General features: G+C 52.3%; 11 protein-coding genes. 2 read left to right on the top strand and 9 right to left on the bottom strand.

What is annotated here, in order from left to right; translation table 11 throughout:
• Positions 1-24 precede the first annotated feature (24 nt).
• The 3 genes from GURA_RS10530 to GURA_RS10520 are packed head-to-tail and all read right to left on the bottom strand — an operon-like array spanning position 25 to position 2,618.
• Complete coding sequence (locus tag GURA_RS10530) at positions 25-1,113, bottom strand: 6-phosphofructokinase (RefSeq protein ID WP_011938968.1); 1,089 nt, start codon at positions 1,111-1,113, stop codon at positions 25-27.
• Positions 1,114-1,137: 24 nt separating this feature from the next.
• The gene (locus tag GURA_RS10525; protein WP_011938967.1) at positions 1,138-2,124 is read right to left on the bottom strand and encodes an ROK family protein; all 987 of its coding nucleotides are present in this window, start codon (positions 2,122-2,124) and stop codon (positions 1,138-1,140) included.
• Positions 2,121-2,618: an HIT family protein gene (locus GURA_RS10520; RefSeq protein WP_011938966.1), complete on the bottom strand. Its 498-nt coding sequence runs from the start codon at positions 2,616-2,618 to the stop codon at positions 2,121-2,123. Before GURA_RS10520 ends, GURA_RS10525 begins: the two co-directional genes overlap by 4 nt.
• Before the next feature lie 264 nt (positions 2,619-2,882).
• Between GURA_RS10520 and GURA_RS10515 the strand changes: the two genes are divergently transcribed.
• Both GURA_RS10515 and GURA_RS22810 read left to right on the top strand, forming a co-directional pair.
• A complete protein-coding gene (locus GURA_RS10515; RefSeq protein WP_011938965.1) occupies positions 2,883-5,141 on the top strand; it encodes an NADP-dependent malic enzyme in 2,259 nt (752 codons plus the stop codon).
• Positions 5,142-5,431: 290 nt separating this feature from the next.
• A complete protein-coding gene (locus tag GURA_RS22810) occupies positions 5,432-6,154 on the top strand; it encodes an energy transducer TonB (RefSeq protein ID WP_049818912.1) in 723 nt (240 codons plus the stop codon).
• On the opposite strand, the gene GURA_RS22805 is transcribed toward GURA_RS22810, so the two are convergent.
• From GURA_RS22805 to GURA_RS10480, 6 genes are all read right to left on the bottom strand, one after another.
• Entirely contained in the window at positions 6,134-8,407 is a 2,274-nt protein-coding gene (locus tag GURA_RS22805; RefSeq protein ID WP_011938963.1) for a tetratricopeptide repeat protein, read from the bottom strand. The two genes, GURA_RS22810 and GURA_RS22805, sit on opposite strands and share 21 nt — an antisense overlap.
• 131 nt (positions 8,408-8,538) lie before the next feature.
• Positions 8,539-9,234: a YkgJ family cysteine cluster protein gene (locus GURA_RS10500; protein ID WP_011938962.1), complete on the bottom strand. Its 696-nt coding sequence runs from the start codon at positions 9,232-9,234 to the stop codon at positions 8,539-8,541.
• A 275-nt stretch (positions 9,235-9,509) separates the two neighbouring features.
• Positions 9,510-10,058, bottom strand: a complete 549-nt coding sequence (pyrE, locus tag GURA_RS10495; RefSeq protein WP_011938961.1) for an orotate phosphoribosyltransferase — start codon at positions 10,056-10,058, stop codon at positions 9,510-9,512.
• Positions 10,051-11,475 carry an amidophosphoribosyltransferase gene (gene purF, locus GURA_RS10490; RefSeq protein WP_011938960.1) on the bottom strand — a complete coding sequence of 475 codons (1,425 nt, stop codon included), beginning with the start codon at positions 11,473-11,475 and terminating at the stop codon, positions 10,051-10,053. The genes pyrE and purF overlap by 8 nt, the downstream gene beginning before the upstream one ends.
• Before the next feature lie 80 nt (positions 11,476-11,555).
• Positions 11,556-12,380 carry a phosphoribosylformylglycinamidine synthase subunit PurQ gene (locus tag GURA_RS10485; protein ID WP_011938959.1) on the bottom strand — a complete coding sequence of 275 codons (825 nt, stop codon included), beginning with the start codon at positions 12,378-12,380 and terminating at the stop codon, positions 11,556-11,558.
• A gap of 30 nt (positions 12,381-12,410) precedes the next feature.
• Complete coding sequence (locus GURA_RS10480) at positions 12,411-15,401, bottom strand: phosphoribosylformylglycinamidine synthase subunit PurS (RefSeq protein ID WP_011938958.1); 2,991 nt, start codon at positions 15,399-15,401, stop codon at positions 12,411-12,413.
• Positions 15,402-15,404 lie beyond the last annotated feature (3 nt).

Below are 15,404 nucleotides of genomic sequence, written 5' to 3'. Positions count from 1 at the left end.
TTAGGTAAAGTCAATTCTTAAACCTTATCTGCCGAGCATTATCCCCAACTCTTCGGCGCATTTTACCATCTCACCGTCCGGATCGACCAGTTTGAGTTTCCTTACAGCCTTTTCTATGGAAACCGATTTGATGCTTCGTCCATTCAGGCAGACCATCCTGCCGAATTCGTTTTTAGCAATGAGTTCAAGGGCCTTGACCCCAAAGCGGCTACCGAGGCAGCGATCGAAAGTCGATGGCGAACCGCCGCGCTGCAGGTGACCCAGTACCGTCACCCTGACGTCCATGTCGAGACAGCCTGAAAGTTCCCCGGCGATATACTCACCGACTCCTCCCAGGCGCTCAATGGAATGGGCAGAGTCGGCATTCTGCTTTACGACCCGTTTACCTCCATCAGGGAAAGCACCTTCAGCTGCAACTATAATGCTGAACCGGCTCCCCTTTTTGCGTCTCTCATCAATGGCATGACAGATTTTTTTAATGTCGAATGGGATTTCCGGGATAAGAATGACATCGGCACCACCGGCAATTCCCGATTCCAGGGCTATCCAACCGGCATATCTCCCCATCACCTCCATTATCATGACACGATGATGACTTTCCGCGGTTGAATGCAGCTTGTCGAGGGCATCGGTGGCAGTTTCCAGGGCTGTGTTATAGCCGAAGGTCACATCGGTTTCCATAAGATCGTTATCGATAGTTTTCGGTACGCCGACAATGGGAACCCCCTTGCTCATCAGTTCCATGGCGATCTTCAATGAGCCGTCACCACCTACAACCACAAGGGCATCGATACCCATAGCCTTGATACGGTCAATAACGCTCTCGGAAATATCAATATATTCGATTTTACCATTTTTTTCGACAGGATATGAGAAGGGATTTCCCCGGTTTGTTGTACCGAGTATGGTCCCTCCGCGGGGAAGAATGCCGCGCACATCTTCCAGTGAAAGTTGACGACACTTTTCACTGTTCAAAAGGCCATCGAATCCGTCTTCAACCCCAACAACCTCCCAATCATATTTTATGATGGCAGCCGTTACCACGCCCCTGATAACCGCGTTGAGTCCAGGGCAATCGCCACCACCGGTAAGTATGCCGATACGTTTTTTCATAGACGCTCCTTTGAAGGAAGTAATTCATTCATTTGATAAGTCAGACTTAACGCTGGCCAGCGCCATTGCGGCAGCACCGAGAATGCCCGCATCGTCTTCCAATTCCGCCCTGACGAGACGGACTCTCCGGGCCGGAATGGCAAATGCACGGGCAAGAATTTCACGCCGCATAGGTTCGACGATGAGGTCGTAACTTGCAGCCACTCCGCCTCCCAAAATTATGCCCTCCAGATTCAGGAGGTTTACCGCAGCAGCAGAGGCAATTCCCAAATAGCGTCCGGCATTCTCGAAGATGGCCTTGGCGAGCGCATCACCACCATGGGCAGCATCGGCAAGAACTTCGGCATTGAGCATAGAAGCTGGAACATTGGCAAGCGCTCCCCCTCCCCCAGCCTGGATGGCCTCGCCAGCCTCTGCAACAAGGGCCGTTGCAGAGGCGTATTGTTCAAGGCAGCCGTGGTTGCCGCATGGGCAAGGTTTACCATCGGGTTCAACTGTAACGTGACCAAACTCTCCTGCCACCCCATCGCAACCGGTCCAAAGTTTGTCATTAAGTACAAGGCCGCTACCGACACCCGTGCCCAAGGTGAGCATGAGAAAAGAGTTCATCGACCTGCCTGCGCCATAACACTTTTCGCCCCATGCCGAAGCATTGGCGTCATTGACTACAATGGCCGGCAAACCGGCGGCGGCAGTTATTAATTCGCGAAGATTAAGTCCCTCCAGCGGCAGAAGATTCACCGATGAATAAATGATCCCATCATTGGAGATGAGTCCCGGCACACCTGCACCTATGGCAACGATCTCTTTGCCGGAAGAGTCAGCCCAGGTTCTTAATGACGCGATAACCGAGAAAAACCGTTTGAGAAACTGTTCTTTTCCTTGGTGAATTTCTGTCGATCGACGTTCCCTGAATAAAACCTTACCCAGTTCGTCTACCAGGGCAAATCTGAGATTTGTCCCCCCGACATCGATGCCGATGCAGATTTTCTCGGCAGAACCCGACATCATGCCGTCACCTTTCGTGCAGCAAGGAAAGCGGGACGGAGCCGGTCATAGGTTGTCAACAGATTCTCCGGCATAACCCGCAGATCAGCGATAACGGACATGAAATTCGTGTCACCGTTCCATCGCGGCACAATATGCAAATGCAGATGGTCGTCAATGCCGGCTCCTGCTGATTTTCCAAGATTTATGCCGATATTGAATCCCTCCGGCGAGGCGGTTTCCTGCAGGATGGTGCGGCAAAGATTCAAAGTCTTGAAGAGATCCAGCATTTCTTCTTCTGAAAGAGTACTCATATCGGCGGTATGACGAAATGGTGCGATCATGAGATGTCCGTTCGTGTAAGGGTAACGGTTCAGCATTACCAGCGACAGGGTGCTGCGATGAAGAATTAACCGCTCCCTGTCCCGGCCATCGTCATTGCTGACACAAAAAATGCAGGTGGCCGGCTTGCAATTTTCGATGTATTCCATCCGCCATGGAGCCCAAATTCTTTCCATATGCACGCTTCCCTTCTTGCACTTGTAAATATCAGGATTATTATCTTAAATACACTAACTTTACAACTTTTTAGAGTATGATTAACTTAAAAATAAAATGTTTTTCTATTTTACCGGGAATAAATTCTTGACAACCAATAATCAAAGTGAGTAATGTATCACCATTCGGTATTACTAGGTTTTCAGAAACCATGTTACAATTAGACGTCAAACTAAATTTTACCCACAGTAAAAACAGGTCAATTTGCCAGGAGGAAACTTTTAATGACAAAAAAAATGGATGCACTGGAATACCATTCAAGCGGTCGTAAAGGAAAGATAGAAGTAATTTCTTCAAAACCATGTCTTACCTCCAGAGATCTTTCCCTGGCATATTCTCCGGGTGTCGCCGAACCTTGCCTGGAAATTGAAAAAAACCCGGAAGACGCCTTCAAATATACCGCAAAAGGGAATCTGGTTGCCGTAATCTCAAACGGAACTGCCGTCTTGGGTCTGGGCAACATCGGAGCGCTTGCCGGCAAACCGGTTATGGAAGGTAAAGGGGTTCTTTTCAAGCGTTTTGCCGATATTGATGTCTTCGACCTCGAAGTTAATTCTGAAAACCCGGATGAAGTCATTAAAGTCTGCCAGTTGCTTGAGCCCACATTCGGTGGCATCAACCTTGAGGATATAAAGGCTCCGGAATGCTTCTATATCGAGGAAGAACTTAAGAAAACCATGAACATTCCGGTTTTCCATGACGACCAGCATGGTACTGCCATCATCTCCTCCGCTGCCCTCATCAATGCCCTGGAACTGATCGGCAAGAAGATCGGCGAAATCAGGCTGGTGATCAACGGCGCCGGAGCGGCAGCCATCGCCTGCGCCAACCTGGCCATCTCCCTGGGCGTAAAACCGGAAAAACTGATAATGTGCGACACCAAGGGGGTCATCTACAAGGGGCGCGCCGAGGGGATGAACAAGTACAAGGAGCGCTTTGCCGTCGAAACAAAGCTCCGCACCCTGGAAGAAGCCGCAGATGGGGCGGACGTTCTGTTCGGCCTCTCCTCCAAGGGGGCGTTCACCCCGGAGATGGTGCGCAAGATGGCAGCCAACCCGATCATCTTCGCCATGGCCAACCCGGACCCGGAAATAACCCCGGAAGAGGCTCGGGCGGTTAGGGGTGACGTTCTCGTAGCCACCGGCCGCTCCGACTACCCCAACCAGGTGAACAACGTCCTCGGCTTCCCTTTCATCTTCCGCGGCGCCCTCGACGTACGGGCCACCACCATCAACGAGGAGATGAAAAAGGCGGCGGTGTTCGCCCTGGCCGAACTGGCCCGGGAGGAGTGCCCGGACTCGGTCTGCCGTGCCTACGGCAATGTCAAGTTTTCCTTTGGCCGCGACTACATCATCCCCAAGCCGTTCGACCCCCGCGCCCTCTTGCGGGTAGCCCCGGCTGTCGCCAAGGCGGCGATGGACTCAGGGGTTGCCCGCCAGCCGATTGCCGACATGGACAAGTACATCGAGCACCTGGAGGCATTGCAGGGAAAGGCGAAGGAGACCCTGCGGCTACTCATCAACAAGGCCAAATGTGATCCGAAACGGATCGTCTTCCCGGAAGGGGACAACGAGAAAATCCTCAGGGCGGCCCACATCCTCATCGAAGAGGGGATTGCCCACCCGGTCCTCATCGGGAACCATGACAAGATTACGGCGAAGATGGAGGAGCTGGGGCTCGACTTCAACGGCAGCGTGTCGATCATCGACCCGGCCACTTTTGAAAAATCCGAAGCGTACGCGGAGGAGCTCTTCCGCCTGCGGCAGCGCAAGGGACTGACCCTTTCCGAGGCCCGGCGCCTGATGACCCGCAAATCCCGCACCCATTTCGGCTGCATGATGGTGCGTCAGGGGGACGCGGATACCCTGCTTGCCGGTATCGATACCCATTATCCTGAAACCATCCGCCCCGCCCTGGAGGTGATCGGCAAGCAGCCAGGACTCTCCAGCGTCCACGGCCTCTACATGATGGTCTTCAAGAAGGGTATCTTCCTCCTGGCCGACACCACGGTCAGCATCGAACCGACTGCCGAGGAGCTTGCCGAGACCGCCATCCTCGCTGCCGAAAAGGCGCGCCTGCTCGACATCGAGCCAACCGTTGCCATGCTCTCCTTTTCCAACTTCGGGTCGGTCAACCATCCTCTGGCAAAGAAGGTGAAGCGGGCGGTGGAGATCGTCAAGGAAAAGGCTCCGGGCCTCATCGTTGACGGCGAGATGCAGTCGGACACCGCTGTCGTTTCGGAGATCCTGCAGAAGAGCTTCCCCTTTGCGGCCCTTCAGGAAGCGGCCAATGTTCTCATATTCCCTGACCTGAACTCGGGAAACATCTGCTACAAGCTCCTCCACCACCTGGGTGGAGCCGAGGCCATCGGTCCGATCCTGATGGGAATGAACAAGCCGGTGCATGTCCTCCAGCGGGGCGACGACGTAAGCGACATCGTCAATATGGCTGCGATTGCAGTAGTCGACGCACAAAATTCGTAAGGACTGAGAAGACGTATTTCTTAACCTTAACTGCCATATAATAAAGGGGCCGCTTGATCAGAGCGGCCCCTTTTCTTTTAATTGCCATCATGGCCGATAATTTGCTATATTTACACAATTCCACCATCGGCAAATGCACACTTATTCCGATTTCAAATCAAGGATGAAATCAGGGCGGCGAGGATTGAGGCGACGAAGGCGTACAACTGCGTACGTTGAGGAGCCGAAGACGAGCCAACAAAGATAGCGCCTTGATTTGGGATTGGTATTATATGGATTTAGGAAGGGTAATGGGCGAATCGATACAGGAGTTGCAAACATCTGTCCAGACGCAGACACAAGGCAATTTTTTCGGCAAAATGCTGATGATGTCGTTTCTGTTACACGTTGCTGTATCCGCATATTTTCTCTTCAGCAAGTATCAGGGAACAGCCGGCAGGTCTATGACCTATTTGGACTTGTCCATGACCGCGCCGGTTACCTCCGACACTCCCAAAACAGAAACAGACGTACCTGCACCGGCAACGGAGCAGCCCAACCCTCCCCCTCCGACAGATTTACCCACCACGTCAGAATTTGATAAACTGCAAAACGATTTGCAGCAGAACCTGGAGTCGGTCGGCGCAAAGCAGGAAACGGTCCAGCAAGCATCTCTCGGCCTCGGAATAACCAGGGGATTTTTCCGCAGCCTGGCCGAAGGAGAAACCTTGCGAGATGACATACGCATGTACTATTTCAGCATGCTGCAAAACATCAACGAGAAATGGTGGATTGATAAAAACATAGATCGGAAGGGAATCAGGGAAGTGGTGATGAACATCATCGTGGCAAGAAACGGGGAAATTGTTGCAAAACAGTTGATCCGCGGCTCGGGTAACGCCGCATACGACAAAGAAGTTCTTAAGGCGCTGGAGGCTGCGGGCCCCCTCCCCCCTTTGCCGGAAAGTTATTACGGCGATTTCTTTCAGGCACCGATTCGTCTGGTTCCGCCGTTAAACCTTTTGGCATCCTGAACCATCCGTCTCATCCTCACCATCGAGTTCTTCAATGTCCTCAAGATCCAGATCAATGATCTCTTGGGTTTCAGCAACACCTTTCAGTAAGGCAATTTTGCCTGCAACTCCGTGAAAATCCGGGTTGACCGCGTTTACCTCGCTGTATATGCTGAAGGCGTCATCCATACGTCCGGAGTTTTCATAAAGAAAAGCCAGTTCGTATTTGAGGCTCAATAACTCTGCACCCGCAAGCTCTTCCAGGCCGACACCGTTCTGCAAGAGTTCTTCGGCCATGCCGAATTCACCCTTTTCACGATAACAGACAGCCTGAAGCGTTAAGCAATCTACCTTTCTCTGCGGATTTAGCGAGGCGTTCTGAAATTCCTTAATCGCATCGTCGAAGAGCCCCATCTCCTTGTATGCAATCCCGAGGTCATAATGGGTTTCCGTATCCCCCACATCCACCTGCGCGTCTATCCCTTTCTTAAACTCGGAAAACATGCCGTCCCAGGAATATTTGTCGAATTTTGCCGAAACGACAGGCTCAGCTTCCAGGGGGAGCGTTAACAGTTCGTCAAACTGGTCAAGAAACTCATCCATGTCCTCGGAAATATCCAAAGAGAACAGAGCAGACTCTTCGCCGATATCTTCAGCGGGCTCTCCCATTGCAAACGAGGTTATTTCTTCTTTCCGCGCACTATCGTTTAATGCTTCAGCCGTTTCGGCCTCCCCAGAAACGTAAGCCGGCTCTGGAAAATCCATTTCCTGCGGTTCAAGGACCTCAGAGATAGCCACTTCTTCAGCCGGTTGCAGGAGATCATCCTCGTTATCAGGCGGAATGAGCGGAGACTCTTCAAAATCAAATTCAATCGGCTGATTCGTATCAAAGGTGAGTTCCGCCCCCACCTCTTCATCCTCAACGGCTGAATCAAGTTCATCTACCGCGGGTATTTTCTCTACCTGAAGTACAGGTTCCGGTTCAGGAACAAAGGGGGCAGCTGCCTCTTCCCCCCCCTCATCATCAATGGCAAGATATATCTCTTCCTCCCATTCAGGTTCCGAGGGTTCCGACGACTCTGCCGTTATCACCGTTTCAGCTGCTTCCAACTGTTCTGCGGGAAACGCAGACGATTGCTCTTCTGCGACATCGGCATCGTCGAACGTCAAGGGGATTTCACTGTCAACCGGTTCTTCCTCAGCAGGCAGGATTACCAGCCAGGTATTAAGCCTGCTCTCCAGTGCTGCGAGCTTTTCTCCATCTCCGATCTTCTCATAGAGGCTTTTAAGGCCCGCTATGATTCTGCCATCATCGGAAGACCTTTCCAGAAATTTGAGGTACAATGCTTCGAGAGCCGGATGGGCTCCTTGCGCCTCGAAATATGGCACATGAAGACTCAACAGCTCAACCGCATCGTTAAAGTCCCCTTCATTGAAGGCGCAGTTGATAATGCCTTCCCTGGCAAACAATTCGTCGGGAAACATGCGAATGATGAGGCTGAATGTCAACTTGAGCCGTTCACTGTCTTCCTTTAACCGATATGCCTCGACCAACAGTTTCCATGCGTGGAGATTAGAACTATCCTTCTTGATCAGTCCGCTCAATTTAGGAATAGCATTTTCAACATCGCCATTTTTCACTTGCTCGGCAAGCATCTCCAGAGAAGGTTCCTGCCGGTCTGGAAATAGCACACCTATTCTGGCGTTGACCTGTTCAAACGCGTATTCGTTACCCCGTTTCTTCAGTGACTGGGACAATTGGGTAAATGTCTGGTACGCCTTTTCATGCACACCCATGACATAAAGCATCTCAGCGTATTTCTGACAGGTGGCGGGATTGTCGGCATCAATGGCAAGCATCTGCTCGATGACTTTCAGCGCCTCGGACAACTGACCGTTTTTCTCATAATAGTCGACAGACAGGCCGTACTCTGCAAGTGCGTTGCCGATAAGCCCCTGTTTTTCATTTAGGGAAGCAAGGGTGAGGGTAACCTTGATGTTGCCGGAATCGAGTTTCTGGATCTGCTTGTATACCGCAATGGCCTTCAGAAAATAACCGTTATCGGCGTAATATTTGCCGATGGCGTCATATTCACCTATCGCCTCTTCCTTGCGACCGGCACGCACGAGGAGTTCCGCGAGACGCTGCCTGTGACGTATCTCTTTCGGATCAAGGGCTACAATCTGCTCATAATCCTTTATGGCGCGGTCTATCTGTCCCTTCAGGATGAACCGTTGCGCGCTTTCCAGAAATTTGTCTTTTTTAGAGCTCAAATGAATACCTGTTTATCGAGAATCCGAGTATTTATTGTTGATAAACTAATTCAATCCGTGTCGCATGTCAACGCCCATGCGTGCCATATTTTCATGCAGAAGACGTATCCGTGTCAACGGCTTTTCGCAAATTACGCATAATTGTTGTTCACAAGGTATGGGTGGGCATTCTTCAGCCACAACTTCCAATCGAACCCGTCAAAATCCATCAGTAAAGCAGTCGGTATAAGGGTATCCAGTTCATTAAACCCATGATTTAACAATCGAGCAGTAAATAACCGGAATAACGACAGTTCCCCCTCAAATAACCTGACGAATTCAAACCTCAGCTCTTCTTTTTTCAACGGATCGCAGCCGATAAAATTCATTGTGCACCAATCTCCGTCCATGACCTCGCCCCCCACATCCACCAGCGGCAAACCGTGCAAGCGACAGGTCATGGGACGATGATCGTAAACAAGGCATCTCCCATCTTCGCCAAGAAGCAGGCACGGGGTCATGTCATCATCGGGCATGAGCTGATTCCATTGGTCATCAGGCCTGAAGTTCAGGATATAGGGAGATGAAAACTCCGGCCAGACAGCCCTTATTCTATCCAAACGCTCTTCGGCTCTACGGATAACCGGTATCTTTACCGCTGCATCCAGTTGGTCAAATCCGCTCTTGAGATAACAGGCATCCAGGAGCGTTATATCAAAGAGGCCCCGGCAACAGGCCGAGCACCCCTCCTTGCACGAAATATCCCCGGCAGCAACGGACAGGCAGCGGTTGAACCAAACACCTACCTCTTGCAACAATGCGGCATAATGTTCAAGAACTTCTTCCATGGAACCCTTAGGGACTCAGCAGAAACAAATATACCATTTTACATCTCGTCTTCAGGGCATCTTTGCCGCCCCTTCAATCACAAAATCCTCGGCGTAGCCTTTGCTACGCCTGCGGTTTTGCTCAATCAGGGGCGACAAATCTACCCCAAATCCGAGCGTAAAATCTGGCACATCAGTTTCTGCTGAGTCCCTTATCATGCATTTCTATCGCAATAAGAAGGGCGGCGATCCACATCGCCGCCCTCCCATTACCATAAATCCTGTATTCACCGCAGTTACGCCAGTACTTCGGCCTTGGTAAAGATCGATTTCAGCCAATATCCTTCCTTTTCGATATTTTCCCGGCCGCCCTCTTCCCGGTCAACCAGCGTTACGACACCCAGGACCTTGAGCCCCTCTTCCTCCGCACGCTTAATCGCTTTCAGGGAGGAACCGCCACTCGTCACCACGTCTTCAACGATAACCACCCGCGAACCGGGTTTGAAGTTCTTCCGTCCCTCCAGCCATGCGCCGGTGCCGTGCCCTTTTGGCTCCTTACGAATAATGAAGGCAGGAATCGGTTTCTTCTCAAGGAAGCTGACCACTGATGTTGCGGTCGCAATCGGGTCAGCGCCGAGGGTGAGCCCTCCGACTCCTTCGACCTGTTCCACATCCTTGATCGCCTCGAAAAAAAGCTTGCCGGTCAGATATCCACCTTCAGGATGAAGGGTGGTCTGCTTGCCGTCGAAATAGAAATCGCTCTCTCTGCCCGAAGCAAGGACAACGTTTCTTTTTTCGTAGGACAGTTCTTTGATGATCTCTTTTAACCGCGCTTTTTCACTCATGTTCTGGTAGCTCCTTCTCAAATAAGTCAAGCTGCGGCGCAATGCCGAGCCTCGGAAATTTAACCGGGTAGCTCCCGGTAAAACAAGCGCGACAATAACCGGTATTCTCAGTTCCGACAGAACCTATCAGCCCATCCTCGGACAAGTAACCAAGGGTATCAGCGGTTATATATTTACGAATTTCATCGATGGAATGGGAAGAAGAAATCAGTTCCTTACGGTTTGGCGTGTCGATACCGTAGTAACAGGGATAACTGGTGGGAGGAGACGATATCCGCACATGGACCTCCTTTGCCCCGGCGTTACGAATCATCTTGACGATCTTGCGCGACGTCGTGCCGCGCACGATGGAATCGTCGATGACAACCACCCGTTTATCCTTCAAAACATCCCTGACAGGATTCAGCTTGATCTTGACGCCGAAATGGCGGATGGCCTGCTGCGGCTCGATGAAGGTTCGCCCGACATAATGGTTACGGATGAGCCCGAGTTCGAAACGGATTCCCGACTCTTCAGCGTAGCCAAGCGCCGACGGTACACCGGAATCGGGGATGGGGATGACGATATCGGCATCCACCTTGTGCTCACGCGCCAGTTGCCGCCCCATCTCTTTGCGTACCTGGTAAACGTTTTTGCCGAAGATGTATGAATCGGGTCTGGCAAAATATACAAACTCGAAGATGCACGGGGTCGGTTCTGCTTTCTGCAGGGGGAAATATGAGGTCAGGCCATCCTTCGTGATGATGATGACCTCACCGGGTTCTATTTCACGAATAAACTCCGCGTCTATCAGATCAAGTGCGCAACTCTCGGAAGCTACCACATAAGAGCTCCCCAGCTTGCCCAGGCAGAGCGGACGGAAACCGTTGGGGTCGCGAATTGCCACCATGCGGGTTTCCGTAAGGAATAACAGACAATAAGCGCCCTTGATACGGTTCAGGGAGTCCGAAATTCTGTCCAACAGAGAATTGGCCTTGGATGTGGCAAGCAGGTGAACGATAATCTCGGTGTCCATCGTGGTCTGAAAGATGGAACCGTAGGCCTCCAGCTCGTCCTTGATAATCTGGGCATTGACGATATTGCCGTTGTGGGCAACGGCAATGGAGCCCCTGGAATAGTCGACCATGATCGGCTGGACGTTTTTGATCACCGAGGAACCGGTTGTCGAGTAGCGGACATGACCGATGGCAGATTTCCCCGGTAAGGACTTGAATATCTCCTGGTTGCCGAAGACGTCGGCCACCAGCCCCATGCTCTTGTGGGCATGGAGACTTGTCCCATCGGATGAAACGATGCCGCAACTCTCCTGGCCCCGATGCTGAAGAGCATAGAGTCCCAGGTAGGTCAGATTTGAAGCCTCGGCATGGTTAAAAATGCCAAAAATGCCACATTCTTCTTCAGGTCGCTGTAACATCATAACGGATACATACTCCTTACCCAAAACGGGTAACTGTAAAAGATTTCAACGAAAATCACTGTTTCTAAAGAGCCGGTTTATCAGAAATGTTTTTTCACATAATCCGCAGCATTCCTGAAGAGAACCAGGCCGTCCCCATCTGCCGGCAACTCTTCCCTGGTCCAGCGGGGATGCTGGGTGCGATGAACAAAGGCTTCAGGATGGGGCATGAGCCCCATGATCCGGCCGGTATCATTGCAAATGCCGGCAATCGCATGGACCGATCCGTTGGGATTCAAGGGGAATTCCATGGTCGGAGTCGTGTAGGCCGGGTCGGAATATTTGAATACGGCGAGATTGCCGGATTCGATGCGGTCCAGGGTTGCCGGAGAGTCGACAACAAACTTCCCCTCGCCATGCCTTATGGGAAGATATATCCCCTTATCGATACCACGGGTAAAAACTGCCGGTGAATCGGGATTGTTCTGCAAGTAAACCCAGCGGTCCTGAAAGCGGCCGCAGTCATTGAAGGTGAGGGTTGCCGTTTGCTGCTGTTGTTTATCGTCGAAGCCGGGCAGAAGACCCATCTTGACCAGCAACTGAAAACCGTTACAGACCCCGAGCACCAGCTTGCCGTCGGCAATAAAACGCTGCAACTGGTCAAAGAGATGCTCATCTCCCCCCTCGACCCGCGCATAGCGCAACCGGTTTGCCTGAGCCTTGGCACTCCCCAGGTCATCGCCATCAAGAAAGCCGCCGGTCAGGTTAAGAAAATGAAAATTATCCAGCCGGACCTCGCCGGCAAGGAGATCGGAAATATGTGCGATCTCCGCCTCTTCAAAACCGCCCAACTTGCAGGCATAGGCGGCTTCCATCTCGCAGTTAGTGCCGTTACCGGTTATTATCAATGCTCTTGATTTCGCCATTTAGAAAACTCCTGAAAATCCAATCAATAATTACAGATCGTGTAGCGGAGACTGCCAGGCCTCTTTTAATTTCATGGTATCAGCCCTGACAATTTCACCCGCGGAAAGACCGTTTATGGTAAGAGAGTTACCGGCTGACACCACACCGATCCGGGCAAAAAGCTGACCGGACATGGCCGCCTCAAAGGCATCGGTCTTGTCGGGATGAACGGTGACCAGAAGCCGTGAAGCGGATTCGGAGAAGAGGATCACTTCATCGGTCCGCTCATTGTCTGCTCCCTTGAATGGTACGGCGCCAAGATCGATGGAGATGCCGAAACCACCGGCAAAGGCCGATTCAGCAGCAGCCACTGCAAGCCCACCGTCCGAGAGGTCATGGCAAGAGGCAACAAGTCCCTTCATGACCGCCTGGTGATAGGCCCGATAACGGCTCAGCGCCTGCTCTGCATCCACCTGCGGCACCCGGTTACCCAGATATCCCTTGGCCGCGTAGTATTCAGATCCGCCAAGTTCATTGGCCGTTTCACCCAGCAGGTAGACAACGTCGCCCGGACGCTTCACGTCCATGGTGACCGCCTTATTTGCATCCTCGATTTTCCCTATTACGGAAAAGAGCAGTGTCGGCGGTATGGAGATCTTGGTAGATCCGTCATAGAAATCATTCTTCATGGAATCTTTACCGGATATGAGGGGAATGCCGAATGCAACGCAATAATCGTAAAGCGCCTTGTTCGCCCGCACCAGCTGGGCCATCTTGTATTCACCGTCCGGAGTCTTCTCGGATTTGACGGGATCGCACCAGCAGAAGTTATCGAGGCCGGCGACCAGGTCAAGGGAGCCACCGACCGCCACATAATTGCGCAGCCCCTCGTCTATGGCATTGGCTGCCATGTGGTAAGTATCGATATCGCTGTATCTGGGGCAGATACCGTGACCGACCACGACACCCTCGAACGAATCGAGGATCGGTCTTACAACCGCTGAATCGGAGGGACCGTCATTATCTACGCCGGTAAAGGGTTTTACAACGCTTCCTCCCTGGACCTCGTGATCGTAACGGCGCACCACCGACTCCTTGGAGCAGATGTTGAGGGAGGAAAGAAGTTTTACGAGCTCTTCCGTATAATCGCTCTTGTTCGAGGCTTCCGGCTCCTCATTTTTCTTTGTTTCCCAGACGCCGCGCATCTCCATGGGGGGTAATCCGCCGTGGAGGAAGCTCAAGGGGAGATAGGCAACGGTCTTGTCGCCATAAAGGATGTGGAAATAGCCTGAATCGGTGAATTCACCCAGTACCGACGCCTCAACCCCCATCCGCCGGGCCAGAGCAAGGAATTCATCGAGTTTGGCAGGAGGAACTGCCAGGCTCATACGCTCCTGGGCTTCGGAGATGAGTATTTCCCAGGGATCGAGGCCGGGATACTTGAGTGGGGCCTTTGCCAGGTCCATGCGGCAACCGCCGCACTCTTCGGACATCTCGCCGATGGAGGATGAAAGCCCGCCGGCGCCATTGTCGGTAATAAAGTTGTACAAATCGCGGTCCCTGGCCCGGATGAGGAAATCGGTCATCCGTTTTTGGGTGATCGGATCGCCGATCTGCACCGCGGAAACCGGCGAGGACTCGTTCAGTTCCTCCGAAGAGAAGGTGGCGCCATGGATACCGTCCTTGCCGATCCGGCCGCCGGTCATGACGATCAGGTCGCCGGGGTAGATCTTCTTCAAATGCGACGGTTCGCCGTTGATAACGGCCGGCATGATCCCTGCCGTGCCGCAAAAGACCAACGGTTTACCGGCAAAACGGTCATCGAACACCAGCGAACCGTTGACCGTCGGGATGCCGCTCTTGTTGCCCCCATGTTCGACCCCCTCGACAACACCTTCGTAGATGCGGCGCGGGTGGAGCAGCCGGCTCGGCAGGGGTTTGTCGTAAAAGGGTGATGCAAAACAGAAGACATCGGTATTAAAAATAAGTCGTGCTCCCTTGCCGGTACCGAACGGATCGCGGTTTACGCCGACAATGCCGGTAAGCGCCCCGCCGTAAGGGTCAAGAGCACTTGGCGAATTGTGGGTCTCGACCTTGAATACCAGCGAACTGTCATCGTTGAATTTAATGACCCCGGCATTGTCCTTGAAAACGGAGAGGCAGTAATCCTTGTCGCCAAGGTTCTCGCGCACCTTGGCAGTGGTGTTCTGGATGAACGTTTTGAACAGTGATGTAATCTTTTCACTGTTCCCAAGTTCATCCACATACTCGACATTTCCGGAAAAGATCTTGTGTTTGCAATGTTCCGACCATGTCTGGGCCAGGGCTTCGAGCTCCACATCCGTTGGTTGCCCGCCGAGGCCCAATGTGCGCCGCATGGCAACAACATTTTCATCCCTGTAGTGCGCCTGGATGATCAGCATTTCGTCGAGCGTCAGGGCTAGCACCCCGTCACGGCTGATACGCAAAAGCTCGTCATCACCGACGTTGAGGTCGATTTCCCTGACATTTCCCTGCACATGTCCCGTCACCTTGGGCACATAGGCGCGAACCCCCTGTTGCGCCATAAATGCGGCATGATCGAGCACCTGATAACGCTGGATAAGCGTGTTGCATAACAGGCCCGTGGCAATTTTCTCCATGTCGGCCGGGGTCAAACTGCCGGAGAACAGGTACTGGACCGAAGTGTACACCCCTTCACCGGCTTGAAACGGCCTCCCGGTGATGTATTCGATCGCCTCACGGGCGGTCCTGCCCACATTGTCGGTAACACCCGGTCGGAATCCCACTTCTACAAGATAATCAAAATCCCTTGCAACCGGAGAGTCTATGGAAAAAGCTTGAATTACCGGATCGCAGAACGGGCCGGCAGCAGCCATTTCAAGTTCAGCCACGGAAAGCTCCGCATCGACAGTGAAGACATCGATGCTTCGCACGCGATTGACCGGAATATGCAGAAAATGTTCGATCTCATTCCTGATTCGTTCGCCGCGGGCGTCACGAACAGTATCTTTCAGAGAAATTTCAATTCTATGAGCCATTAA

Source organism: Geotalea uraniireducens Rf4 (genome assembly GCF_000016745.1).
Lineage (GTDB): Bacteria > Desulfobacterota > Desulfuromonadia > Geobacterales > Geobacteraceae > Geotalea > Geotalea uraniireducens.
This window is presented reverse-complemented; position numbering and strand designations above follow the sequence as displayed.